Annotated in this window: 25 protein-coding genes; 11 read left to right on the top strand and 14 right to left on the bottom strand. The window is 66.2% G+C overall.

Annotation, left to right across the window (positions count from 1 at the left end; genetic code table 11):
* Positions 1 to 248 precede the first annotated feature (248 nt).
* Positions 249 to 815, top strand: coding sequence for a dCTP deaminase (dcd, locus tag NJF35_RS21225; RefSeq protein WP_043213075.1), 567 nt, complete (start codon positions 249 to 251; stop codon positions 813 to 815).
* A 98-nt stretch (positions 816 to 913) separates the two neighbouring features.
* On the top strand, positions 914 to 1,144 hold the full coding sequence (locus NJF35_RS21220) for a hypothetical protein (protein ID WP_225788142.1): 231 nt from the start codon (positions 914 to 916) through the stop codon (positions 1,142 to 1,144).
* 24 nt (positions 1,145 to 1,168) lie between these two features.
* Here NJF35_RS21220 and NJF35_RS21215 read toward each other — a convergent pair whose 3' ends face one another.
* From NJF35_RS21215 to NJF35_RS21190, 6 genes are all read right to left on the bottom strand, one after another.
* The gene (locus NJF35_RS21215) at positions 1,169 to 2,284 is read right to left on the bottom strand and encodes a succinylglutamate desuccinylase/aspartoacylase family protein (protein WP_225788143.1); all 1,116 of its coding nucleotides are present in this window, start codon (positions 2,282 to 2,284) and stop codon (positions 1,169 to 1,171) included.
* A gap of 212 nt (positions 2,285 to 2,496) precedes the next feature.
* The gene (locus NJF35_RS21210; RefSeq protein ID WP_253081550.1) at positions 2,497 to 4,938 is read right to left on the bottom strand and encodes a penicillin acylase family protein; all 2,442 of its coding nucleotides are present in this window, start codon (positions 4,936 to 4,938) and stop codon (positions 2,497 to 2,499) included.
* Positions 4,939 to 5,095: 157 nt separating this feature from the next.
* Entirely contained in the window at positions 5,096 to 5,293 is a 198-nt protein-coding gene (locus tag NJF35_RS21205) for an SEC-C metal-binding domain-containing protein (RefSeq protein ID WP_225788145.1), read from the bottom strand.
* Between the two features lie 7 nt (positions 5,294 to 5,300).
* Positions 5,301 to 5,777, bottom strand: a complete 477-nt coding sequence (locus tag NJF35_RS21200; RefSeq protein ID WP_253081551.1) for an LEA type 2 family protein — start codon at positions 5,775 to 5,777, stop codon at positions 5,301 to 5,303.
* Between the two features lie 2 nt (positions 5,778 to 5,779).
* On the bottom strand, positions 5,780 to 6,256 hold the full coding sequence (locus NJF35_RS21195) for a YchJ family protein (protein ID WP_225788147.1): 477 nt from the start codon (positions 6,254 to 6,256) through the stop codon (positions 5,780 to 5,782).
* A 4-nt stretch (positions 6,257 to 6,260) separates the two neighbouring features.
* Entirely contained in the window at positions 6,261 to 6,755 is a 495-nt protein-coding gene (locus tag NJF35_RS21190) for a DUF6231 family protein (protein ID WP_225788148.1), read from the bottom strand.
* A gap of 159 nt (positions 6,756 to 6,914) precedes the next feature.
* Here NJF35_RS21190 and NJF35_RS21185 point away from each other — a divergent pair, with 159 nt between their 5' ends.
* The 3 genes from NJF35_RS21185 to NJF35_RS21175 all read left to right on the top strand — a co-directional run bounded on the left by NJF35_RS21185 (position 6,915) and on the right by NJF35_RS21175 (position 8,704).
* The gene (locus NJF35_RS21185) at positions 6,915 to 7,607 is read left to right on the top strand and encodes an OmpA family protein (protein ID WP_225788149.1); all 693 of its coding nucleotides are present in this window, start codon (positions 6,915 to 6,917) and stop codon (positions 7,605 to 7,607) included.
* Positions 7,608 to 7,695: 88 nt separating this feature from the next.
* Positions 7,696 to 8,412 carry an OmpA family protein gene (locus tag NJF35_RS21180; protein WP_253091447.1) on the top strand — a complete coding sequence of 239 codons (717 nt, stop codon included), beginning with the start codon at positions 7,696 to 7,698 and terminating at the stop codon, positions 8,410 to 8,412.
* A 16-nt stretch (positions 8,413 to 8,428) separates the two neighbouring features.
* Entirely contained in the window at positions 8,429 to 8,704 is a 276-nt protein-coding gene (locus NJF35_RS21175) for a DUF1145 domain-containing protein (RefSeq protein WP_225788151.1), read from the top strand.
* A 20-nt stretch (positions 8,705 to 8,724) separates the two neighbouring features.
* Here the strand turns inward: NJF35_RS21175 and NJF35_RS21170 are convergent, their stop codons facing one another.
* Positions 8,725 to 9,189, bottom strand: coding sequence for a CopD family protein (locus tag NJF35_RS21170; protein WP_253091446.1), 465 nt, complete (start codon positions 9,187 to 9,189; stop codon positions 8,725 to 8,727).
* A 98-nt stretch (positions 9,190 to 9,287) separates the two neighbouring features.
* Between NJF35_RS21170 and dinG the strand changes: the two genes are divergently transcribed.
* The 5 genes from dinG (at position 9,288) to pdxH (ending at position 16,753) form a co-directional block, all read left to right on the top strand.
* Positions 9,288 to 11,432 carry an ATP-dependent DNA helicase DinG gene (gene dinG, locus NJF35_RS21165; protein ID WP_225788153.1) on the top strand — a complete coding sequence of 715 codons (2,145 nt, stop codon included), beginning with the start codon at positions 9,288 to 9,290 and terminating at the stop codon, positions 11,430 to 11,432.
* A 71-nt stretch (positions 11,433 to 11,503) separates the two neighbouring features.
* On the top strand, positions 11,504 to 13,741 hold the full coding sequence (locus NJF35_RS21160; protein ID WP_225788154.1) for a beta-galactosidase: 2,238 nt from the start codon (positions 11,504 to 11,506) through the stop codon (positions 13,739 to 13,741).
* A gap of 159 nt (positions 13,742 to 13,900) precedes the next feature.
* Positions 13,901 to 15,046, top strand: a complete 1,146-nt coding sequence (locus tag NJF35_RS21155) for a serine hydrolase domain-containing protein (RefSeq protein ID WP_253081553.1) — start codon at positions 13,901 to 13,903, stop codon at positions 15,044 to 15,046.
* A 99-nt stretch (positions 15,047 to 15,145) separates the two neighbouring features.
* Positions 15,146 to 16,084 carry an OmpA family protein gene (locus NJF35_RS21150; RefSeq protein ID WP_225788156.1) on the top strand — a complete coding sequence of 313 codons (939 nt, stop codon included), beginning with the start codon at positions 15,146 to 15,148 and terminating at the stop codon, positions 16,082 to 16,084.
* Between the two features lie 21 nt (positions 16,085 to 16,105).
* Entirely contained in the window at positions 16,106 to 16,753 is a 648-nt protein-coding gene (pdxH, locus tag NJF35_RS21145; RefSeq protein WP_225788157.1) for a pyridoxamine 5'-phosphate oxidase, read from the top strand.
* On the opposite strand, the gene NJF35_RS21140 is transcribed toward pdxH, so the two are convergent.
* Positions 16,750 to 16,983, bottom strand: a complete 234-nt coding sequence (locus NJF35_RS21140) for a hypothetical protein (RefSeq protein WP_225788158.1) — start codon at positions 16,981 to 16,983, stop codon at positions 16,750 to 16,752. The genes pdxH and NJF35_RS21140 overlap by 4 nt on opposite strands.
* A gap of 146 nt (positions 16,984 to 17,129) precedes the next feature.
* Here NJF35_RS21140 and NJF35_RS24920 point away from each other — a divergent pair, with 146 nt between their 5' ends.
* Entirely contained in the window at positions 17,130 to 17,594 is a 465-nt protein-coding gene (locus NJF35_RS24920; protein ID WP_225788159.1) for a glycine zipper 2TM domain-containing protein, read from the top strand.
* A 68-nt stretch (positions 17,595 to 17,662) separates the two neighbouring features.
* On the opposite strand, the gene NJF35_RS21130 is transcribed toward NJF35_RS24920, so the two are convergent.
* The 6 genes from NJF35_RS21130 to livH all read right to left on the bottom strand — a co-directional run bounded on the left by NJF35_RS21130 (position 17,663) and on the right by livH (position 24,018).
* Positions 17,663 to 19,276: an NAD(P)/FAD-dependent oxidoreductase gene (locus NJF35_RS21130; RefSeq protein WP_225788160.1), complete on the bottom strand. Its 1,614-nt coding sequence runs from the start codon at positions 19,274 to 19,276 to the stop codon at positions 17,663 to 17,665.
* A 105-nt stretch (positions 19,277 to 19,381) separates the two neighbouring features.
* Complete coding sequence (locus NJF35_RS21125; RefSeq protein WP_253081554.1) at positions 19,382 to 20,056, bottom strand: COG3650 family protein; 675 nt, start codon at positions 20,054 to 20,056, stop codon at positions 19,382 to 19,384.
* A 319-nt stretch (positions 20,057 to 20,375) separates the two neighbouring features.
* Positions 20,376 to 21,077, bottom strand: coding sequence for an ABC transporter ATP-binding protein (locus NJF35_RS21120; protein ID WP_225788162.1), 702 nt, complete (start codon positions 21,075 to 21,077; stop codon positions 20,376 to 20,378).
* Complete coding sequence (gene livG / locus NJF35_RS21115) at positions 21,078 to 21,845, bottom strand: high-affinity branched-chain amino acid ABC transporter ATP-binding protein LivG (protein WP_225788163.1); 768 nt, start codon at positions 21,843 to 21,845, stop codon at positions 21,078 to 21,080.
* Positions 21,842 to 23,098, bottom strand: a complete 1,257-nt coding sequence (locus NJF35_RS21110) for a high-affinity branched-chain amino acid ABC transporter permease LivM (protein ID WP_225788164.1) — start codon at positions 23,096 to 23,098, stop codon at positions 21,842 to 21,844. The genes livG and NJF35_RS21110 overlap by 4 nt, the downstream gene beginning before the upstream one ends.
* Positions 23,095 to 24,018, bottom strand: a complete 924-nt coding sequence (livH, locus tag NJF35_RS21105; protein ID WP_225788165.1) for a high-affinity branched-chain amino acid ABC transporter permease LivH — start codon at positions 24,016 to 24,018, stop codon at positions 23,095 to 23,097. Before livH ends, NJF35_RS21110 begins: the two co-directional genes overlap by 4 nt.
* Positions 24,019 to 24,229: the final 211 nt, after the last annotated feature.

The raw sequence follows: 24,229 nt of genomic DNA, 5'->3' as shown, positions 1-24,229 counted from the left end.
TCAGCGATGGGCCGATGGGAATCGTGCATCAAACAGAGATTCTCGGTGTCACGTGCAGCACAGTGGCGTCACCTTAACCCACTTTCCGCGACCTGCCAATGGCCAAGAAGCGCTTTGGTGAAATTCGGATCAGTGGCCTGTACAAGCCCCGTCCGACGCGGGATAGGGCGTGGAACTTTAACCCAGGCGCCGGGACCGGTAAGATGCGCGTCTCGTTTTTCACCTTGCACTCTCAGGACACCCCCGCCATGAGCATCAAATCGGACAAGTGGATTCGCCGCATGGCGCAGGAACACGGCATGATCGAGCCGTTCGTCGAGCGCCAGGTGCGCGGCGGCGAGGACAGCCGGGTGATCTCCTTCGGCGTCTCCAGCTACGGCTACGATGTACGTTGCGCCGACGAATTCAAGGTATTCACCAACATCAACTCGGCCACCGTCGACCCGAAGAACTTCGATGCCGGCAGCTTCGTCGACGTCAAGAGCGACGTCTGCATCATCCCGCCGAACTCCTTCGCCCTGGCCCGTACCGTCGAGTACTTCCGCATCCCGCGCAACGTGCTGACCATCTGCCTGGGCAAGAGCACCTATGCGCGCTGCGGCATCATCGTCAACGTCACCCCGCTGGAGCCGGAGTGGGAGGGCCATGTGACCCTGGAGTTCTCCAACACCACGACCCTGCCGGCGAAGATCTATGCCAACGAGGGCGTGGCGCAGATGCTCTTCCTCGAGTCCGATGAAGAGTGCGAAGTGTCCTACAAGGACCGTGGCGGCAAGTACCAGGGCCAACGCGGCGTCACCCTGCCGCGCACCTGAGCCGACGAGCGCGTGGAATTCCGCGCGCGCCCGGCACTCCAATGGTAGAACCGCCCCCGGCGCGCATGACGTGCGCCGGCTCTCGCCAGGAGCTGCCGATGAAACTCCATCCCGCCATCAGCGCGAAGCTGGCCGTCCTCCAGCCCAACCAGATCGGGTTGCTGGCATGGTCGCTGCTTGCGCATCCCCCTACGCCGGTACAGGCCGGTGGCGTACCCCACCAGCCCGATCCCGATACACCGCAACCGCCGGAACCCGGCGAAGCCCCACCCATGGAGCCGGGTGAACCGACCCTGCCCGACGAGCCGCCACCGTCCCCCGTGGCCTGACGGCCACGGCTGCCTGGGCGAGGCTCAGTTGGCCAGCAGGTAGCCGCTGCGGCAGAGCTGTTGCCCCGCGACGTGGGCGATGACCATCCCCGCCGTGGCCATGCGCCGTACGCTACGGGCATAGAGCAGGCCGGGCTGGGTATTGTGCACGGCCGTCACCCGGTCGCTGAGCGGGTCGATGACCTCGGCGACCAGTTGCCCGGCCTGCAGGTACTGGCCTGGGCTGGCATGGAACACCAGCAGCCCGCCCAGTGGCGCCGTGACCGGCTCCACGGCCGCCAACGGCGTGGCCGGGTGAGCCAGGGGCGGTAGCGGTGCCGCCTGCCCTTCGATCACCCCGGCATGGGTCAGGAAATCCAGTATCGCCTGGCAGTCCTGGCTCGCCAGCGTGTGGTTCACATCCGCCTGGCCGCGCAATTCGATGGTCACCGAGAAGCTGCCCAAAGGGATCGGGAAGCGTTTGCCAAAGCGCTGTTGCAGCTGCCACCAGACCAGGCTGAAGCATTCGTCGAACGACTGGCCGCCGGAGTCGGTGGCCAGCAGGCTGGCCTGGGCGCCGAGGTAGCGCGCCAGGGGCTCGACCTGTGGCCAGGCCTCTGGCGTGGTGTACAGGTGTTCGACCGCTTCGAAGTCGCAGTGCAGGTCCAGCACCATGTCGGCGTCGCAGGCCAGGCGTTGCAGGGTCAGGCGCTGGGATTGCAGCGGCGTGCGTGCCGGGTGGGCATCCAGGCCACGGCGCAGGTACTCGCGGATCAGCGCCAGGTTGTGCGCCGGGTCCTGGGTCAGGTGGCCTTCGATCTGGTCGCCGATGCTGTCCGAAAGGTCGACGAAGTTGCGGTTGAAGTTCTCGCCGCTCTGCAGTTCGAAGCGTCCCAGGGGGGCGTCCAGCAACACCTGCTCCAGGCCCACCGGATTGGCCACCGGCACCAGGATGATTTCCTGCTGCAGGCGCCCTTGCTGTTCCAGTTCGGCCAGGCGCCGCTTCAGGTGCCAGGCCACCAGCATGCCGGGCAGTTCATCGGCGTGTAGCGAGGCCTGGATGTATACCTTGCCGCCACCGCGCGGGCCGAAGTGGAAGCTGTGGAGCTGGCGGGCGATACCCGGGACGGGAGACAGCAGGTCGTGGGTCGAATGGTGCATGGTGGTCCTGACTGGTGACGACAATGGTCTGCGGCATGGGCTTGGCTAGAAGGATAGAAGCATAACTTCGGGCCTTGCGCCTACTCCTCGCGGGCGTGGTGCTGGGACTGGCGTTGCCGGTTCATCCGGCCCATTCGCCGGCAAACCGCATCATGTATGGTCGACTCGGATCCAGTGGGGCTTGCCGGCGATGGGGGGCGAAGCGGCCCCGGTCAACGGCCGGGCACCAGGGTCAGGCGCTGGGTGCCATAGGCGCGGGCGAAGTGCTGTGGCTGCAGCGGCAGGCTCATGAAACGCCCCTGGAACCAGGCATCCAGCCCGTCGGTGTGGTGCCGGCTGGCCGGGTTGCCGGACTGGCCGCTGCTGGTCAGCACCTGCAGCGGTTCAGCCTGGCCGAAGTCGACGATCATGCGTGCCGAGGCCGGCAGTTGGGTGTCGAAGCTGCTGCCCCAGGCATAAGGGGTGAGCGCCAGGGTGCTGAAGTCGCCACCGGCGGCCTGTGGCGAGCGACGGATGGCATCGCCCAGGCCATGGTAGGCCGGCGCCGGCCAGCGGTACTGATGCAGCTTGCCCCATTGCCAGGTACGGCGATCGGCCCCCAATTGGGCGATGCCGGCATCCACCGCCGCCGCCAGGCTGCGCGCGAGTATGCCGGGCTTGTCTTCCTTCTGTGGGGTGGCGCGATCGTCCCAGAACGGGCTGTCCTCGCGGCCCAGCAAGTGATCGGCCTGGGCCGAGTAGGAAAGCCGGGCGTTGCTGACGAAAGCCTGCCACGCCGGGCTGGACTCCGGGCCGAGATCGTCGAGGAAGGTCTGCCGGGCCACTTCTTGGAGGAACAGCTCGTACAGCGCGGCATCTGCCGACACCGGGCTCAGGCGGCCGTCGAACGCCTTGAGCCGGGCCAGGGTATCGCGGGCCTTTTCGCGCTGGTCGGCGGGCAGGGCAGCGATGGCCTGTTCGAGCGGCTGGGCCATGCCGGGGGCCTCGAACATCTGCTTGAGCTTGTCGGCCAGCAGGCTGACCTGGTCGTTCTGCAGCGCCGCCAGGCTGCGGCTGTCGTGGCGGCCGTTCTCGGCCAGCTGGGCCAGGCGCTCGGCGCGCTCGGGGTAGTACCAGGTGTTGGACAACTGCATGCCGTAGCCGCGTGGCAGGCTGCGCTGATTGGCATGGCCGATCCAGCCTGCGGGCGGGTCCTGGTCGTAGGGGTGGAGCATCGGGTCGGCAAAACCGTCCCAGTCGTAGCGCCCGTCCCAGCCTGGGGAGGGCAGCAGGCCTTGGCCTTCGCGACGGTTGGGATAGCGGCCGCTGACCTGCCAGCCGATGTGTTGTGGCTCGGCGAAGACAAAGTTGAGGGCCACGGCGCCGACTTCGCGGGTGCTGTCGAAGGCGCGCTCCACCGTCTGGGCACGGGTCAGGTCGAACAGCGCGTCGAGGCTGCGGTCGCCCTTGGCGAGGGGCAGGTGCAGCGCCAGGCCCAGGCCAGCATTGCCCGGCTGGCCGAGCAGGGTACCGTGGCGGGTCTCGTACATCACCTCGCGCTGGGGGCGCTGGCCGCGGACGAAGAAGGTCTCGTTGCGCGCCCGGGCGGGTAGCCACTTGCCGTCGGCCAGGTAGTTCAACTGGCTGCCCTGGCGGCGCAGTTGCTCCAGGTACAGGTCCTGGTTGTCGGCCATCACCGCGCTACCGCTCCAGGCCAGCTTGCCGTTGTAACCGGTCAGTACGATGGGCAGGCCAGGCAGCGACAGGCCGGCGACCTGGTACTTGGTGGTGTGGATCTGCACTGGGCTCAGGGCCCAGGTGGCCTGGCTGTCGCTGGCCAGCAGGCTCTTGCCGCTGCGGCTGCGCTGAGGCCCCAGGGCCAGGTTGGCCGATCCGGGGCTGCCAAGCAGGCCGAGGTCGGCGAGCGTCTGCCCGGCCGCCGCCAACGATGCCAGGCCCGGCAGTTGGCGGGTGAGGTCCAGGCCCTTGAGCTTGTCGATCTCGGCTTCGGCCAGCGGTTCGTCCGGGGCGCCGGGCAGCAGCCAGGCCAGCTTGTCGCTGCCGGCCTGCTGGGCCAGGGTCAGGGCGGCCAGTTCTTCCTGCAGGTTCACCGACTGGCTGAAGGCATAGAGGCTGAAGATCAGCGCCGAGTCTTCGGGTTTCCAGTATTCCGGGCGGTAGCCGCTGCGGGCGATGTCGGCCGGCAGCTTGTCGCGGTAGCGGAACAGGTAGGCATTGACGCCGCGGGCATAGACCTCGAAGAAGCGTTGCAGGCGCGGCGAGGCGTCGGCATACAGCTGGCCGGCGCCCTGCTTGAGATTGGCGGCGCGCATCAGCCGGTCGATGTCCAGTGCCTCTGGCCCCGCCAGCTCGGCCAGGCGGCCCTGGGCCAGCAGGCGCATGGCGAGCATCTGGCCGATGCGGTCGCCGGCATGCACATAGCCGAGGCTGAACAGCGCGTCGTGGAAGTTGCTGCTTTCGATCAGCGGCGCGCCCATGGCGTTGCGCCGCACCGAGACGTTCTGCGCCAGGCCCTTGAGCGGTTGTACGCCACTGCTCGGCGGCACGCTGTCCTGGTAGCCACCCAACTGACAGCCACCAAGGCCGAGCAGGCCAAGCAGCACGGCGGTGCCGCCGAAGTGGGGACGGAAGGGCGGAAGAACGGGGGCGGCCATGACAAGGCTCCTGCGGGGCGTGGCGGGGGTTCGAAAGGCGCTAAATTGCCGGGGAAAGCGGCAAGCTGCAAGCTACAAGCTGGAAGAAAAAGCAGCAGAGTGCACGGCCCACGCTTTCTTGTCGCTTGCAACTTGCAGCTCGCCGCTCAAGAGAGCCTCAAGCCCCGTGGCACTTCTTGAATTTCTTCTGGCTGCCACACGGGCAAGGATCGTTGCGCCCGACATCCTTCAGGGCATTGCGGACCGGCTCCTGGTGGCCGTGGTTGCAGTGCGGGCCGTGCACATGGCCATGATCGTGGTGGTGGTCGTGACCGTGGTTGCAGTCGGGGCCATGGACATGGGGTTGCTGGGTCATTGCAGGGTTACTCCGGTTGAAGATCGCCGGGGATTATCTCACCACTGCGCGACAAGTGCAGGTCCCGGCGAATGAGCAAGCCGGTATTCAGTTCGCCCTGCAGCCGGTAGTGCAATGGCTGCTCGCTGCGCAGCAGCTTGGCCAGGGGCTTGAGCTGCCGCCACAGGTTGGTCCGTGCGGTGATCTTGAAGGTCCGCCGGGCATGGCCGCCGACGCTGCGCCAGAGGCTGGTCTGGTCCTCGACCAGCAGCAGGTCGTTGAGCCGCACCGAGTAGGCCAGGTTGCGGATGAACAGGCGGCTGTCGTTGGGGTTGTCGACGCGCAGGTGCAGGACGAATTCCTGCTGGTGCAGCCGGGCCTTGACCGTCTCGACCTTGACCAGGTGCACCTCGGGCTGGCGCCAGTCGCTGCCGCCCCAGCCGGCGCAACCTGCCAGCAGCGTCAGCACGAAGCTGAAGACGAGCAGGCGGGCCAGGGCGATCATGCTCAGCTACCGATGTAACTGGCGCAGCACTTCTTGAACTTCTGCCCGCTGGCGCAGGGGCAGGGGTCGTTGCGTCCGGCCTTCAGCCCCACGGTCGGGTCGATGAAGTACCAGCGCCCGTCGTGCTGGACGAAGGCCGACCGCTCGCGGTGCTGGTGGTCGCCTTCCTGGTCGTGCCAGCGCGCGGTGAAGGTGACGAAGGCATGTTCAGGCTGACCACCGAGCACCTCGGCGCTCTCCACCTCCAGGCCCAGCCAGGTGCTGCTGGCACTCCAGGCGGCCATGGCGGCGCAGTCCAGGCCGGCCTGCTGGGCCGGCAGGGTGGTGGCCACCAGGTAGTCGACCAGGCCCAGCACATAGGCGCTGTAGCGCGAGCGCATCAGCGCCTGGGCATCCGGGGCCGGGGTGCCGGCATGGTAATGCCCGCAGCAGGCGTCGAGCAGGTTGCCACTGCCACACGGGCAGACCGAGACACTCATCGGGTCACCACCAGTACTTGCCGAAGTTTTCAGGGTTGGCCCAGAACTTGGCGTTGAGCCAGTCGGGGACCTGCTTGTAGTCATGTAGATCATAGGTGAACAGGCTCAGCACCTGCTCGTCGCGGCGAAACTTCTCGCTGGCCGACAGGGCCAGGGCGAAGAAGTCGGTGTCCTGCCAGCCACAGGCGGCCAGGTCTGCCAGCACCGCGACCCTGCTGGCATTGAGATTGCGGATGCCACCCAGCAGTTCCAGGCCGGCGCGCCGGGGCAGGTGTTCGAGGCAGTCGACCAGCACCGCCAGGTCGAAGCGCTGGGCAGCCAGCGGGGCCGGCAGCGGGCCTGGCGCGGCGACCTCGATGCAAGTGCCGGGGTGGGCCTCGGCGAAGGCGTCCAGGGCCGGAAAACGGCTGCCGACCAGCAGCAGGCGCTGGGGCGTGAAGCGCTCGAGCAGGGCGGCCAGCGCCTGCTGCGGCGTGCGTTGGGAAAAACCGTCGGTCATTGCCAATCCTCGTTCAGGTCGCTCAAGACTAACGGGCCGGCGCGCGCGGGCAAAGGGGCGAGCGGCCGCGTCGTGGCTTATTGCTGGCAGAGAGGTAATGCGCGGTCTTTACTCCCAAGGATCGGTCTTATGCCGATTCCCCCTAGGAGAAGCAACGAAATGAGCATAGTACGCACAGCGATACCCCTGGTTCTGCTCACCAGTGTGTTAACTGGTTGTGCAGGTTTGCAAAAAACCGACTGGCCGAAGTGTGCTGCCGTCGGGGGTGTGAGCGGCGCGGCCCTCGGCGCCATCGAGAGCTCCAGCTGGGCCGGATGGGGCGCGCTGCTCGGCGGTGGCCTGGCGGCGGGCTACTGCTGGGCCCATGGCGATGGCGACGAAGATGGCGATGGCGTGCCGGACAGCCGCGATAAGTGCCCTGGCACGCCGCGTGGCGTGCAGGTCGATGCCAATGGCTGCCCGCCGGAGCCGGTCGCCGTGGTGGAAGAGGTGGTGGTGGAGAAAGAGGAAGTCATCGTCATCCGTGACGTGCACTTCGAATTCGACTCCGCGCGCCTGACCGCCGCCGACAAGACCCGGCTAGACACCATCGCCACTCGCCTGAAGCAGGAAGCGCCGAGCGCCCGCCTGAGCGTCACCGGGCATACCGACAGCGTCGGCTCCGACAGCTACAACCAGAAACTGTCCGAGCGCCGTGCCCACTCGGTCACCGACTACCTGGTCGACAGCGGCGTGCCACGCAGCAGCTTCGTCTCGGTGGTGGGCGCAGGCGAAACCCAGCCGGTCGCGGACAACGCCACCGCCGATGGCCGTGCCATGAACCGTCGCACCGAGATCAAGATCGAGCGTTGACGGCAGGCGCCCGCGCCTTGAGAAGTGGCGCGGGCGCGTCTTTACTCCTGAATGACCGGTTCGGGCCGGTGACACAGGAGCATTCATCATGAGTGTTTTGTCGAAGGCGGCACTGCCACTGCTGGTGGCCTCCAGCCTGCTTACCGGTTGTGCCACCCACAGCGATGGTAGTGCGCCCCTCAATCAACGGAACTGGCCCCTGTGCAGCCTGCTCGGCGGGTTGGTCGGCGGTGGCCTGGGCGCCATCGAGAGTTCCAGTTGGGCCGCCGGTGCCGGCGTCGCTGGCGCCATCGCCGGTGGCTTGATCTGCTACGCCCAGGATGGCGACGAAGATGGCGATGGCGTCTTCGACCGTCGTGACCGTTGCCCCGATACCCCGGCCGGTACCGCGGTCGACCACATGGGCTGCCCATTGCCGCAATACCCACCCTCCACGCCCAAGGCCGAGGCGCCAGTCCCCGAGGTGATCACCCTCGACGACCAGGGGCAGGTGTTGTTCGCCTTCGACTCGGCCGAGTTGACGGCGGGTGCCAGGGAACGCCTGCTGGCCTTGCTACCCTCGCTCAATGACCCCCGTGTGGCCAGCATCAGGGTCATCGGCCACACCGACAGTGTCGGCACCGATGGCTACAACCAGGGGCTGTCCGAGCGTCGCGCCAGCAGCGTCGCTGAATTTCTCATCAGCCAGGGGGGGGCGCCGAACAAGGTGACCAGCCAAGGGCGTGGCGAAAGCGAACCGGTGGCCGAAAACGGCACCGACGAAGGCCGCGCGCACAACCGCCGGGTGGAACTGCACCTCGACTGACTAGCAGGGAGGGAACATGAAATTCATCCTGGGTCTGGGCAAGGCCTTGACGGTGGTGTTCTGGTGGGTGGTGCTGGTGAACCTGTTCATACCCCAGCCGCTGCCATTCAACCTGTTGATCAATGCCGCGGGCATCGCCCTGCTGGGGCTGCATTTCCTGGAGGTGCTGTTCTTCAATGGCAGCCTGCGCGGGCGCAGCCATCGCTGGTTCGACCGCCTGCAGATCCTGCTGACCGGCATCTTTCACGTCATGTCCATTCCCAAGCCGCTGGAGGTGCCGCGCAAGGCGTAGATCGAGGCTGCCGAGGTGGCTCAAACCAGCAGCCGCGAACTGGCCACCGCCACCACCAGCAGCCCCAGCAGCAGGTTGATCCCCACCATCCGTCGTATCCGCCCCAGCACCCCGGCACCTGCCGCCCAATCCTCGGCCTGCACCGCCGCGCGCAGCTCCGGCAGCAGCAGCGCCTGGATCCGCAGGAACAGCGCGAACATGGCGATCCCCCCGCCGATCATCACCTGGATGTAGCGCGGTGCCGTCTCGAAGCCGGCGAAGCGCATCTGCAACATGCCGATGCCGCTGATCGCCAGGATCGCTACCGCCAGCCAGACCCATCTGAAGAACCGTCGGAAAACTTCCACCCACAGCCGCAACCGTGCCGGCCCCTCCAGGGCCGCGACCGTTGCCGGGCGCAGCACCAGCCAGGCGAAGAACATGCCGCCGACCCAAACCAGGGCGGCCAGGACATGCAGGGTGTAGGGCAGGGCAAAGGCGAGCATCCGGATCTCCATGCGGCATAAAGGGCAATAGCGGGGTATGATAGCCGGCCCATGCGAAACACTGAAAATATATCCAGCCCTGCGGGCGCCCCCAGATCATGATCAGCAACGAACTCAAAGCCACCATCCAGGGCGCCTACACGCGTTTTCTCGAAGCCAAGAGCCTGCGCCCACGCTACGGCCAGCGCCTGATGATCGCCGAAGTGGCCAAGGTCCTCGGCGACATCGCCTGCGACGACGAAGGCCGCCGCGCCGGCGAGCCCGCCGTGGTGGCGGTGGAGGCCGGTACCGGTACCGGCAAGACGGTCGCCTACAGCCTGGCCGCGATCCCCGCCGCCAAGGCCGCCGGCAAGCGCCTGGTGATCGCCACCGCGACCGTCGCCCTGCAGGAGCAGATCGTCTTCAAGGACCTGCCCGACCTGATGCGCAGCAGCGGCCTGAACTTCAGCTTCGCCCTGGCCAAGGGGCGCGGCCGCTACCTGTGCCTGTCCAAGCTCGACGTGCTGCTGCAGGAGGGCCATGCCCAGTCGGCCACCGCCCAGCTGTTCGAGGAGGAGGGCTTTCGCATCGAGGTCGACGAGAAGAGCCAGAAGCTGTTCAACAGCATGATCGAGAAGCTCGCCGGCAACCGCTGGGACGGTGACCGCGACAGTTGGCCCGAGGCCCTGGAGGACCAGGACTGGGCGCGGCTGACCACCGACCACAGCCAGTGCACCGGCCGCCACTGCCCGAACTTCCAGCAGTGCGTGTTCTACAAGGCCCGCGAGGGCATGGGCAAGGTCGACGTGATCGTCACCAACCACGACATGGTCCTGGCCGACCTGGCCCTGGGCGGCGGCGCCGTGCTGCCCGACCCGCGCGACACCATCTATGTGTTCGACGAAGGCCATCACCTGCCGGACAAGGCCATCGGCCATTTCGCCCACTATTCGCGCCTGCGCTCCACCGCCGACTGGCTGGAGCAGACCGCCAAGAACCTCACCAAGCTGCTGGCCCAGCACCCCTTGCCAGGCGACCTGGGCAAGTTGATCGAGCAGGTGCCGGAGCTGGCGCGGGAGATCCGTACCCAGCAGCAGTTCATGTTCACGCTGTGCGAGCAGGTGGCCGACTTCCGCCCCGGCGAGGACATGGAAGGCCGCGAGCGGCCACGCTACCGCTTCGAGGGCGGCGTGGTGCCGGAGCAGATCCGCGAGGTGGGCATCGAGCTGAAGAAAGGCTTCGCCCGCCTCAACGACCTGTTCACCCGCCTGGCCGACTTGCTCAAGGAAGGCATGGACGGCGAGACCAACATCGGTATCGCCAGCCACCAGGCCGAGGAGTGGTACCCCCTGTTCGGCAGCCTGGTGACCCGCGCCCAGGGCAACTGGGAACTGTGGACCGCCTTCACCGCCGAAGACCCGCAGGACAGCCCGCCGATGGCGCGTTGGCTGACCCTGGCCGAGAGCGGCGCGCTGTTCGACATCGAGGTCAACGCAAGCCCCATCCTCGCTGCCGAGATGCTGCGCCGCAGCCTGTGGAACGTCGCCCATGGCGCCTTGGTGACCTCGGCCACCCTGACCGCCCTGGGCAAGTTCGACCGCTTCCGCATGCGTTCGGGCCTGCCCCGCGACGCGGTCACCTGCGTGGTGCCCAGCCCGTTCCACCATGGCGATGCCGGCCTGCTGCGGGTTCCGGACCTGGGCGCCGATCCGCGCGATGTACCCGGGCACACCGCGGCGATCATCCGCGCGTTGCCCGACATGCTCGAGGACGCCCGTGGCGCGCTGGTGCTGTTCTCCTCGCGCAAGCAGATGCAGGATGTGTTCGACGGCCTGGACCGCGACTGGCGCAAGTTGGTGCTGATCCAGGGCAACCTGTCCAAGCAGGAAACCCTCAACAAGCACAAGGCGCGGGTCGACGATGGCCAGCACAGCGTGCTGTTCGGCCTGGCCAGCTTCGCCGAGGGGGTCGACCTGCCCGGCGCCTACTGCGAGCACGTGGTGATCGCCAAGATTCCCTTCGCCGTACCGGACGACCCGGTCGAGGCGGCGCTGGCCGAATGGATCGAGGCCCGCGGCGGCAATCCATTCATGGAGATCGCCGTGCCCGATGCCTCGCTGCGCCTGATCCAGGCTTGCGGTCGCCTGCTGCGTACCGAGCAGGACCGTGGCGTCATCACCTTGCTGGATCGGCGCCTGGTCACCCAGCGCTATGGCAAGGCTATCCTCAACGCCCTGCCGCCGTTCCGGCGGGAGATTTCCTGACGGCCGGAGCATGATGCGCCGGTCCTCCGTCCACCTCTGTCGTCACCCATCGAGAGGAGAACGACCGCCCCATGATCCGCCGTACCCTGCCTGCCGTGTTCGCCCTGCTGTTCAGCTCGCCGCTGCTGGCCGGGCAGCAGACGTTGTTCAGCTTCGTGCGCCCGGCCTCCGTGGTCACCGTGACCACCACCGATGCCGACCTGCCGCAGTACAACGCGGAGCAGACAGCCGAGGGCGAGGTACTGCGGCGCGTGGTGTTCAACCCGGTGGCGCGGCCGACCTTGCGCTTGAGCCCGCAGAGCGGCGCCTGGGACTGGTCTGCCGGCCAGGCCCTGACGCTGCGCCTGCAGAGCGCCATGGATTGGGCCCTGACCGTGGACGTGACGGTGCAGAGCAGCGACGGCCGTACCCTGACCAGCCGTGTCGACCTGCCCGCAGGGCCCGCGCAGACCGTGATGGTGCCACTCAAGGCCCGTTCGCCGCTGAGCCAGGGCATGCGCGCCGGCCCTCCGATGCCCTGGGTCCATGAGGGCCAGCGCCTGCTGCTGGCCAGCAGTGAGGGGGAGGTCGACCTGGGGCAGGTCGTTTCCGTCAGCCTCAGTATCCCCAACCCCCGGGTAGCGCAGAGCCTGTTGATCGAGAAGGTCGGCATCCAGGACGATGACCTGGCATTCAAGGCGGCCTACGAAGGGCTGATCGACGCCTATGGCCAGTCCACCCGAGGGCGCTGGCCAGAGAAGATCATCAACGACCAGCAGCTCAAGGCCGCCGAGCGCCGCGAACGGCAGCAACTGCAAGGCTGGCTCGCCGAGCGTGGCAAGCAGCGCCTGGACATCTACGGCGGCCTGTTGGCGGGGCCGGTGTTCGAGGCCAAGGGCTTCTTTCGTACCGAGAAGCGTGATGGTCGTTGGTTCCTGGTGACGCCGGAAGGCCACCCGTTCTACTCCCTTGGCGTCAATGCCGTGGCCAGCGACGGCGGGCGCACCTACGTGGCCGGCCGCCAGACCCAGTTCCAGGCCTTGCCGGGCGAGGGCGAGCCCCTGGCGGCGTTCTATGGCGAAGGCAACAACGACGACGGCAATCCGTCGTCGCAAGGGCGCAACTTCAAGCAGGGGCGCTGGTTCGATTTCTATGCCGCCAACCTGCAGCGTACCTATGGCGAGCCTTGCCCGGAGGTACTCGAGGGGCAGACGGCCGAGGTTTGCCCAGCGCCGGCGGTGGATGCACCGCGTTGGCAGGCCCATGCCCTCGACCGTCTGCTGGCCTGGGGATTCAATACCCTGGGCAACTGGAGCGACCCGGCCTTGGGGCAGGCCAAGCGGGTGCCCTATACCTTGCCGCTGTCGATCGTCGGCGATTACGCCAGCATCAGCACGGGCATGGATTGGTGGGGACGCATGCCCGACCCGTTCGATCCACGCTTCGCCATGGCCACTGAACGTGCGGTGGCCATCGCCGCCCGCGATCATCGCAACGACCCTTGGCTGATCGGCTATTTCGCCGACAACGAGCTGGCCTGGGCCGCGCCCGGGGACGACCCCAAGGCCCGCTATGGCCTGGCCTACGGCACCCTGCGCCTGACCACCGACGTGCCGGCCAAGCGCGCCTTCCTCAAGCAGTTGCGCGACAAGTACCGCAACGAGGAGGGGCTGTCCAAGGCCTGGGGTATCGACCTGCAGGGCTGGGAACTGCTGGAGGACCCCGGCTTCGAGGCGCCGCTGCCCAGCCCCGAGCACCCGGAGATCGAGCGCGACTACCAGCATTTCCAGCTGGTGTTCGCCGAGACCTACTTCAAGACCATCGCCGACTCGCTGCAGTGGCATGCCCCGAACCACCTGCTGCTGGGGGGACGCTATGCCGTGAGCACCCCGGAGGCGGTCAAGGCCTGCGCCGAGTTCTGCGATGTCCTGAGCTTCAATTTCTATACCCTCAAGCCCGAGGACGGCTACGACTTCGCCCAGCTGGCCGAGCTGGACAAGCCGGTGCTGGTCTCGGAATTCCAGTTCGGCTCCCGCGACCGTGGGCCGTTCTGGCCGGGGCCGCTGGAGGTCGCCCGCGAAGAGGACCGGGGGCCTGCCTATGGCAATTTCCTCAAGGCGGCGCTGGCCCAGCCGATGATCGTCGGCGCGCACTGGTTCCAGTACCTGGACCAGCCGGCCAGCGGGCGACTGCTCGATGGCGAGAACGGCCATCTGGGGCTGGTGGCCATTACCGACGTGCCGTACCCAGGCTTCGTCAAGGCGGTACGCAGGAGCAATCTGCAGTTGATGGACGAGCTGGGCAGGATCCTGGAAAAGCCGGCGCCCTGATTTTTCGTTGCCCGTACCGGCCCATTCGCGGCGGTACAGGCAGCGCAAGCCTCGAATCCCGACAGCACAGGCGACCACCCAGCCACAGGTTGTTTGCAAATCCGTCAACTACTGAAACAATGCATCCTTTTGTAAGACGAGTCGACGGAGAACAGGCGGGTGCAGATCCAGGGTCACTATGAGCTGAAGTTCGAGGCGGTGCGCGATGCCTTCGCCGCGTTGTTCGAAGATCCCCAGGAGCGTGGTGCGGCGCTGTGCATCCAGGTCGGTGGCGAAACGGTCGTCGACCTGTGGGCCGGTAGCGCCGACAGGGATGGCCAGGAAGCCTGGCACAGCGACACCATCGCCAACCTGTTCTCCTGCACCAAGACCTTCACCGCCGTCACCGCGTTGCAATTGGTGGGCGAGGGCAAGCTGGCCCTGGATACCCCGGTGGCGCGCTACTGGCCGGAGTTCGCCCAGGCCGGCAAGGACGGCGTGACCTTGCGTCAACTGCTCAGCCACCGCGCCGGCCTGCCAGCCATCCGCGAGCTGCTGCCGGCCGAGGCCCTGTACGATTGGCAGGCCATGATCGATGCCCTGGCCGCCGAGGCGCCCTGGTGGGTGCCAGGCAGCGAGCACGGCTACGCTGCCATCACCTACGGCTGGCTGGTCGGCGAGCTGATTCGCCGCGCCGATGGGCGTGGCCCGGGTGAGTCGATCGTCGCCCGCACCGCACGGCCGCTGGGCCTGGATTTTCATGTGGGCCTGGCGGACGAGGAGTTCCACCGCGTGGCGCACATCGCCCGTGGCAAGGGCAACCCCGGCGACGCCGCGGCCCAGCGGCTGCTGCAGGTGACACTGCGTGAGCCGGAGGCACTGTCGACCCGCGCCTTCACCAACCCACCGGCGATCCTCACCAGCACCAACAAGCCCGAATGGCGGCGCATGCAGCAGCCGGCGGCCAACGGCCACGGCAACGCCCGCAGCCTGGCGGGCTTCTATGCCGGCCTGCTCGACGGCAGCCTGTTGGAGTCGGAGCTGCTCGACGAGCTGACCCGTGAACACAGCCTCGGCCAGGACCGTACCCTGCTGACCCAGACCCGCTTCGGCCTGGGCTGCATGCTCGACCAGCCCGACGTGGCCAACGCCACCTTTGGCCTGGGCGCGAAAGCCTTCGGCCATCCCGGCGCCGGTGGCTCGGTCGGCTTCGCCGATCCCGAGCACGATGTCGCCTTCGGTTTCGTCACCAATACCCTTGGCCCCTATGTGCTCATGGACCCCAGGGCACAGAAACTGGTGCGCGCCCTTGGCACGTGCCTTTGATCGGGTTGTGCGGGTATTGCCCGGATCCTTTGACTATCCTCAATGCCAACGCCTGGTGTGCGCGGGCAAAATCTCTTTCAATTTCATGGTGTATCGCTGATGTCTTCACATAAAACCTTAGCACTTGCCCTGTGCCTGGCCGCTACCGGTTGCGCCCAGCACCCGCAGACTGCCTCGAACGACACGAGCCACAGCTGGTGGCCATTCGGCTCGGACAAAGTGGCCGAGCAGGAAGTGAAGGAGGCTGTGACCGAGAAGGTGGCCAAGGCCGAGGCCAAGTCCGAGAGCGGCAGCCGCTGGTGGTGGCCCTTCGGCGGCGCAGAACAGCAGGCCAAGGGCCCGGCGGTGCCGAAGATCGACGAGAAGGCCACCCAGGCCTGGCTGGACGAGTACGAGCCCAAGGTGCGCGAGGCGATCAAGGGCAGCAAGTTCGAGCTGGAGCGCCGCGACGATGTGCTGGCGGTGACCATCCCGGTGGATGGCTCCTACAACCCGGATCGCCCGAACATGCTGCTGCCGATGACCCTGGGCCCGATCACCCGCGTGGCCAAGCTGGCCGAGGCCGATACGAAGAGCGCCGTGCTGATTCTGGGCCACGCCGACAGCAGCGGTGCCGCCGCGGCGAACCAGAAGCTCAGCCTGGAACGTGCCGCGTCGGTGTCGGCGATCTTCCGTCTCAGCGGCCTGGAGCGTGATCGCCTGATGCTCAAGGGCATGGGTTCGGACATGCCGCGTGCGGCCAACGACAGTGTCGAGGGCCGGAAGCTGAACCGTCGGGTGGAAATGCTGCTGACTCCGCAGAACACCATGGTGGCGCTGCTGGCCAAGTACCAGCAGGCCGCCCCGGCACCGGTCGCAGCCTCCATGGTTGCAGTCCAGGACGCCAAGGCGCCGGCAGCCAAGGCCGCCGCCAGCAAACCTGCGGTGAAGGCCCCGGCCAAGACCGTGGCGAAGAAGCCTGCGGCCAAGACCACCGCGAAGAAGGCCTCGACCAACAAGAAAGTAGCCGCCAACAGCCCTGCGAAGAAAGGCAACTGATCGTCTTAAGGAAACGCAGTCATGACCCAATCCCTGGCCGATATGCGCCGCGACTACACCCGTGATGGCCTGGCCGAAGCTCAGGCCCCGGGTGAGCCGTTCGCCCTGTTCCACCAGTGGTTCGCCGATGCGGTGAAGACCGAGCAGCCACCGGTGGAGGCCAACGCCATGACCCTGGCCACTGTCGACGGCGAAGGCCGGCCGCATTGCCGGGTGCTGCTGCTCAAGGGGCTCGATGAGCGCGGTTTCACCTTCTTCACCAACTACGACAGCGCCAAGGGCCAGCAACTGCTGGCCAACCCCTTTGCCGCCATGACGTTCTTCTGGCCGGCATTGGAACGCCAGGTGCGTATCGAAGGGCGGGTGGAGAAGGTCACGGCCAAGGAGTCCGACGACTACTACCAGGTACGCCCGCTGGGCAGCCGCCTGGGGGCATGGGCGTCGCCGCAGAGCCGGGTGATTGCCAGCCGCGAGGCGTTGGAGAACCTGGTCAAGGCTACCGAGGCGCGTTTTTCCGATACCCAGCCGCATTGCCCCGAGCACTGGGGGGGCTATCGCTTGCTGCCCGAGCGCGTCGAGTTCTGGCAGGGGCGCGCGAGCCGCCTGCACGATCGCCTGAACTATCGCCTGGTGGATGGCCAGTGGCTGCGTGAGCGCCTGGCTCCCTAACCCGGATAGGCGGCGGCTTCGCGTTCCAGCCAGGCCGCCAGTTCCTTTCGCTTGATCTTCTGCGCCCGCGCCTGCTCGAGGCGTTGCAGCATGTAGGTGCGCTTGGCTTCGTCGTTGCCGGCCAGCGACAGCGCCAGGTCACGGTCCATCCAGCGTCGCATGCGCACGTACAGCCACCAATGGAAGTACAGGCCCGCGACGGTCGCGACCACGACGATGAAGTAATCCATGGCTATCCTTGGTCAGAATGTTTAGCCGCAACACAGCCGGCGCAGGCTGTACCTGAGCTGAATGAAAACAATTTTATAACCTTTGCGCCGTGACAGTCGTCAATCCACGGCGTCTAATGGACACATGACCTATGGAGAGTTATCCCATGCGTAAATCCGTTTTGCTGGTGGCGAGCTTCACCACCATGTCGCTGCTGCTCGGCGGTTGTGCCTCGAACCTGACGGGCGACAGCTATTCCCGGGATGAGGCCCGTCGCGTGCAGACCGTGCGCATGGGCACTATCGAATCCCTGCGCCCGGTGAAGATCGAAGGTACCAAGACCCCGATCGGCGGTGGCGCGGGCGCGATCGTCGGTGGCGTGGCCGGCAGCGCCGTGGGGGGTGGCCGTGGCAGCATCGTGGCTGCGGTGATCGGTGCCGTTGCCGGTGGCCTGGCCGGTTCTGCCGCCGAGGAAGGCCTGACCCGCACCCAGGGTGTCGAGATCACTGTGCGCGAGGACGACGGCAGCATGCGCGCCTATGTGCAGGAAGTGCAGCAGAACGAGATCTTCCGCGTCGGCGAGCGGGTACGCATCATGACCGTTGACGGTACCAGCCGCGTCACTCACTGAAGTTGCACTAAAAACAAACCCCGACACGGCGAGGCCGGTCGGGGTTTTTTCTTGCCTGCAAGGCGCTGTCAGGCATCCAGCCCCAGGATGTCCCGCGCCACCGCCTCGGCGACGCGAATGCCATCGACCCCGGCCGAGAGAATGCCGCCGGCGTAACCTGCGCCTTCGCCAGCCGGGAACAGGCCCTTGAGGTTGAGGCTCTGGTAGCTGGCGTCGCGGGTGATGCGCAGGGGCGAGGAGGTGCGCGTCTCGATGCCGGTCAGCACCGCATCGTGCAGGTTGTAGCCTTTGATCTGGCGATCGAAGGCCGGCAGTGCCTCACGGATGGCCTCGATGGCGAAATCGGGCAGGCTGGGTGCCAGGTCGCCGAGGGTCACCCCCGGTTTGTAGGACGGCTCGACACTGCCCAGCTCGGTGGAGGGCCGCCCGGCGACGAAGTCGCCGACCAGTTGCGCCGGTGCCTGGTAGTTGCTGCCGCCCAGCACGTAGGCATGGGCTTCCAGGCGCTCCTGCAGCTCGATACCGGCCAGCGGGCCGCCCGGGTAGTCGCGTTCGGGGTCGATGCCGACGACGATGCCGGAGTTGGCGTTGCGCTCGTTACGCGAATACTGGCTCATGCCATTGGTGACCACCCGGCCCGGCTCGCTGGTGGCGGCGACCACGGTGCCGCCTGGGCACATGCAGAAGCTGTAGACCGAGCGGCCGTTGCTGGCGTGATGCACCAGCTTGTAGTCGGCGGCGCCGAGTTTCGGGTGCCCGGCATACTTGCCCAGGCGCGCCTTGTCGATCAGCGATTGTGGGTGCTCGATGCGAAAACCGATGGAAAACGGCTTGGCTTCCATGTAGATGCCCTTGCCGTGCAGCATGCGGAAGGTGTCGCGAGCGCTGTGCCCCAGGGCCAGGACCACATGGCGCGAATGCAACTGCTCGCCGCTCTCCAGCACCACGCCGTTGAGCTGGCCATCGTCGATGAGCAGGTCGGTGACCTTTTCCTGGAAACGCACTTCGCCGCCCAGGGCGATGATTTCCTGGCGCATGTTCTCGACCATGCCGGTCAGGCGGAAGGTACCGATGTGCGGCTTGCTGATGTAGAGGATCTCGTCCGGGGCGCCGGCCTTGACGAACTCTTCCAAGACCTTGCGGCCATGGTGCAGCGGGTCCTTGATCTGGCTGTAGAGTTTGCCATCGGAGAAGGTCCCGGCGCCGCCTTCGCCGAACTGCACGTTGGACTCGGGGTTGAGCACGCTCTTGCGCCACAGGCCCCAGGTGTCCTTGGTGCGCTGGCGCACTTCCTTGCCGCGCTCTAGGATGATCGGTCGAAAGCCCATCTGTGCCAGCAACAGGCCGGCGAAGATGCCACAGGGGCCGAAGCCGACCACGATCGGGCGCTCCACCTGGTTGGCCGGAGCCTGGCCGACGAATGTGTAGCTGATGTCGGGGGCGACGCTGATGTTGCGGTCATCGGCGAACGTGTGCAGCAGTTGCGCCTCGTTGCTCGCTTCCAGGTCGATGGTGTAGATGAACAGCATCTCGCTGTTCTTCTTGCGGGCGTCGTAGCTGCGCTTGAACAGGGTGAAGCTGAGCAACTGCTCGTCGAGGATGCCCAGGCGCTGGACGATGGCCTCGCGCAGGGCCTCGTCGGAATGGTCCAGGGGCAGCTTCAGTTCGGTGATTCGTAGCATGGCAGGATCCAGTATCCCGGCCATGGGGTGGCCGGCGGCTTTACACAAACCGCCAAGTATAAGCTGTTCGCCACCTTGACTGGCAGGATAAACGCATCCGGGCGATCAGTTGTCGCGGGCGCCGCCGTAGTAGCCGCAGCCTTGCAGGGTCTGGCCGTCGATGCGCAGTTCGGCGCGCAGGTGGCGTATCGCGCCGGTGGCGATGTCGACGCAACGCTGCGGAGCGACCCAGAGCTCGATGTGTTGCCCATTGGCTTCGCTGGACAGGCTCAGGCCGCCGTTGGGCATCTGTTCTTCCAGGTAGGGCAGTGGCAGCGGATCCTGGCCGAGCCGTTCCAGGACCATACCCTTGCCGCTGGCCTTGATCGCCCAGCCTGGTTCATGGCCGTCGGCGCGCAGGGTCAGTTGCTTGAAGTTGGGATCGCCGCAGGCATTGGCGGAAGGCTCGAGACGGTACAGGCGCGTCACGTCGAGGCGGCCATCGCTGTCGGCCTGCTTGCTGCCGGCAAGGCGGCCGCGCACGTCGGCGAACAGCGTGTCGCCAGCATCCTCGGCGAGGTTGGCGGCTTCCTGCAGCAGGCCGGTGGCACCTACATCGTTGACCTCGAAGTGGCGGCTTTCGCTGCAGGGCTTGAACAGCAGCTTGCCACCTTCGGCACTCAGTTCGCCCTGCATGCGCGTGGTGCCGATGTTCGGGTCGGTTGGCTTGTTCGCCAGCGCCTGGCAGCCTGCAAACAGGGGGAGCAGGGTGACGAGCAGCAGGGAAGGGGTGACGCGCATGGGGCAGGCTCCGGGCGATCCAGCAAAAGAAGTGGCCACGTTACTCAGCCTGGGGGGCGATCACAAGGTTTCATGTGTTCCGCTCTGTTGGCAGCGGTCTGGTGGGCCGGGCGAAGCCCCAATTGCCATTTGGGGCCGCTTCGCGCCCCTTCGCCGGCAAGCTCCCACATGGCCCGTGCAAACCGCATCATGTGTGGTCGACGCGGTCCCTGTGGGAAGCCGGCTTGCCGGCGATGGGCTGCGAGGCAGCCCCAAATATGACAAAGCGCCGCTTAACTGACAGGCGTTGGCCCGAAGGCCCTTTTCCACACCATGACGATCAACCGCCCAGGTAGGCGTCGCGCACCTTCGGGTCGCTGAGCAACGCCTCGCCGGTGCCCTGCATGACCACGTGGCCGTTCTCCAGCACGTAGGCGCGGTCGGCGATCTTCAACGCCTGGTTGGCGTTCTGCTCCACCAGGAACACGGTCACGCCATCGCGGCGCAACTGCTCGATGATGTCGAAGATCTGCTGGATGATGATCGGCGCCAGGCCCAGCGACGGCTCGTCGAGCAGCAGCAGCTTGGGCTTGCTCATCAGCGCCCGGCCGATGGCCAGCATCTGCTGCTCGCCGCCGGACATGGTGCCGCCACGCTGCACATAGCGCTCCTTCAGGCGCGGGAACAGTTGCAGGACCCTGTCCAACTGCTCCTGGTAGTCGCCCTTGCTGGTGAAGAAGCCGCCCATGGCCAGGTTCTCCTCCACGGTCAGGCGGGCGAACACGCGGCGGCCCTCCGGGACCACGGCGATGCTCTTGCGCATGATGTGCGAGGAAGGCTGGCCGACCAGCTCCTCGCCCAGGTACGTGATGCTGCCGCTGTGTGCCTGGGGCGAGCCGCAGAGGGTCATCAGCAGGGTCGACTTGCCGGCGCCGTTGGCGCCGATCAGGGTGACGATCTCGCCCTGGTTGATCTCCACGTTGACGCTGTGCAGCGCCTGGATCTTGCCGTAGAAGGTGGAAACGTTCTCGAACTTCAGCATTTACGCCTCCCCCAGGTAGGCCTTGATCACATCAGGGTTGCCGCGGATCTCCTCCGGCGTGCCGTCGGCCAGGGGCGTGCCCTGGTTGATCACCACGATGTGGTCGGAAATGCTCATCACCAGCTTCATGTCGTGCTCGATCAGCAGCACCGTCACGTTGTGCGACTCGCGAAGGTAGCTGATCAGGGCCTTGAGGTCCTCGGTTTCCCGGGGGTTGAGGCCAGCGGCCGGCTCGTCGAGCATGATGATCCGGGGCTGGGTCATCATGCAGCGGGCGATCTCCAGGCGACGCTGCTGGCCGTAGGCCAGGGTACCGGCGGTACGGTTGGCGAAGGCGGTCAGGTTGACCTTCTCCAGCCAGTACTGGGCCCGTTCCATGGCCTCCTTCTCGCTGCGGCGGAAGCTCGGGGTCTTGAGCAGGCCGGCGAAGAAGTTGGTGTTCAGGTGCCGGTGCTGGGCGATCAGCAGGTTTTCCAGCGCGGTCATTTCCTTGAACAGGCGTACGTTCTGGAAGGTCCGCACCACGCCCTTGCGGGCGATCTGGTGGCCGGCCAGGCCCTGGATCGGCTGGCCATCGAGCAGGATGGTGCCGCCAGTGGGCTTGTAGAAGCCGGTCAGGCAGTTGAACACGGTGGTCTTGCCGGCGCCGTTCGGGCCGATCAGCGCCACCACCTGTTTTTCCTTGACGGTCAGGCCCACGCCATTGACCGCCAACAAGCCGCCGAAGCGCATGCTCAGGCCGCTGACTTGCAGAATTTCGCGGCTCATCGACGCAGCTCCATGTGTGGACGTTGCATAGGCAGCAGGCCTTGCGGACGCCAGATCATCATCAACACCATCATCGCGCCGAACATCAGCATGCGGTACTCGCTGAACTCACGCATCAGCTCCGGCAACAGGATCATCACGATGGCCGCGAGTATCACGCCCAACTGCGAACCCATGCCGCCGAGGACGACGATGGCGAGGATGATCGCCGACTCGATGAAGGTGAACGACTCCGGTGTCACCAGCCCTTGGCGAGCGGCGAAGAAGCTGCCGGCGAAACCGGCGAAGCAGGCACCCAGGGTGAAGGCCGACAGCTTGATCACGGTCGGGTTCAGGCCCAGGGCACGGCAGGCGATCTCGTCCTCGCGCAGGGCTTCCCAGGCGCGGCCGATCGGCATGCGCAGCAGGCGGTTGATGACGAACAGCGCCAGCAACGCCAGCAGCAGGGCTACCAGGTAGAGGAAGATGACCTTGTTGATCGAGTTGTACGGCAGGCCGAAGAACTCGTGGAAGGTCTGCATCCCCTCGGCGGCGCGGCGTTCGAAGGTCAGGCCGAAGAAGGTCGGCTTGTCGATGTTGCTGATGCCGTTGGGGCCGCCCGTGAGGCTGGTGAGGTTGCGCAGGAACAGGCGGATGATCTCGCCGAAGCCCAGGGTCACGATCGCCAGGTAGTCACCGCGCAGGCGCAGCACCGGGAAGCCCAGCAGGAAGCCGAAGATGGCCGCCATCAGGCCGGCGATCGGCAGGCACACCCAGAAGCTCAGGCCGTAGTAGTGCGACAGCAGGGCGTAGCTGTAGGCGCCGACGGCGTAGAAGCCGACGTAGCCCAGGTCGAGCAGGCCGGCAAGGCCCACCACGATGTTCAGGCCCAGGCCCAGCAACACGTAGATCAGGATCAGGGTGGCGATGTCGACCGCGCCACGCGAGCCGAAGAACGGCCAGACCAGCGCCACCACGATCAGGCCCAGGATCACCCAGCGCTGGGTCTTGGGCAGGGTCAGGTAGTTGCTGACGGCTGGCGGGATCAGCTTGCGCTCGGAGCGCCCGCGCATCATCGAGTTCCATTGCTTGTCGAACAGCACGCGCAGGAACATCAGTACCGAGCAGACGGTGATGACCGTGAGGGTGAACGGGCCCTGGCTGTGGACCACCAGCCGGATGCCGTCGATGCTGAGTTTCAGGCCCAGCACCGGGAAGGCCACGGCCCAGACCAGGGCGGCGCTGAACAGCGCCTGTTTGAGATGTCTGTTCATACTTTTTCAACCTCCGGACGGCCCAGGATGCCGGTCGGCCGGAACAGCAAGACGAGAACCAACAGGCCGAACGCCACCACGTCCTTGTACTGGTCGCCGAAGATGTCGGCGCCGAAGGCTTCCGCCACGCCCAGCACCAGCCCGCCGAGCATGGCGCCCGGGATGCTGCCGATGCCGCCCAGTACCGCCGCGGTGAAGGCCTTCAGGCCCACCAGGAAGCCGGCGTTGGGGTTGATCACCCCGTACTGCATGCTCAGCAGTACGGCCGCCACCGCCGCCAGGGCGGCACCGATGACGAAGGTCAAGGCGATGATGTTGTTGGTGTTGATGCCCAGCAGGTTGGCCATCTTGAGGTCCTCGGCGCAGGCGCGGCAGGCGCGACCCAGACGGGAACGGGAGATGAACAGGGTCAGGCAGGTCATGGCCACGAGGGTGACCACGAAGACCAGGATCTGCATGTAGGACACCAGCACCTCTTGCGCGCCGCCCGGCCCGAAGGAGAAGGAGCCCGGGATCAGGTTGGGGATGGACTTGTCCTTGGAGTCCTGCGACAGCAGGACGGTGTTCTGCAGGAAGATCGACATGCCGATGGCGGAGATCAGCGGGATCAGGCGGTTGCTGTTGCGCAACGGCCGGTAGGCGACCCGTTCGATGCTATAGCCATAGGCACTGGTCACGACCATGGTGGCGATGAACGCCACGGCCATCAGCAGCGGCAGCGAGTCGATGCCCATCATGGCCAGGCCCGCCAGGGCGATGAAGGCCACGTAGGAACCGATCATGTACACCTCGCCATGGGCGAAGTTGATCATGCCGATGATGCCGTACACCATCGTGTAGCCGATGGCGATCAAGGCGTAGGTGCTGCCGATGGTCAATCCATTAACCAGTTGTTGGAAGAAATGGTAGATCTCAGGCATTTACAGCGCTCCTAAAAACCTGATTAGCATTTCGCTGGCGGGTGATGAACCCGGCTCGCCTCGTAGGCGTTGGCAACGAGGGCGGGCACGGCCAGGGAACCGCGGGTGACGGTTTTAAGATTTTCAGGTGAACCCCCTCCCGGATCGCGGGAATCGGGCCCATGAACCTCGTAAAACAAAGCCCACTGCTCACACAGTGGGCTTCCAGTTA

Source organism: Pseudomonas guariconensis (genome assembly GCF_024127895.1).
Lineage (GTDB): Bacteria > Pseudomonadota > Gammaproteobacteria > Pseudomonadales > Pseudomonadaceae > Aquipseudomonas > Aquipseudomonas guariconensis_B.
This window is presented reverse-complemented; position numbering and strand designations above follow the sequence as displayed.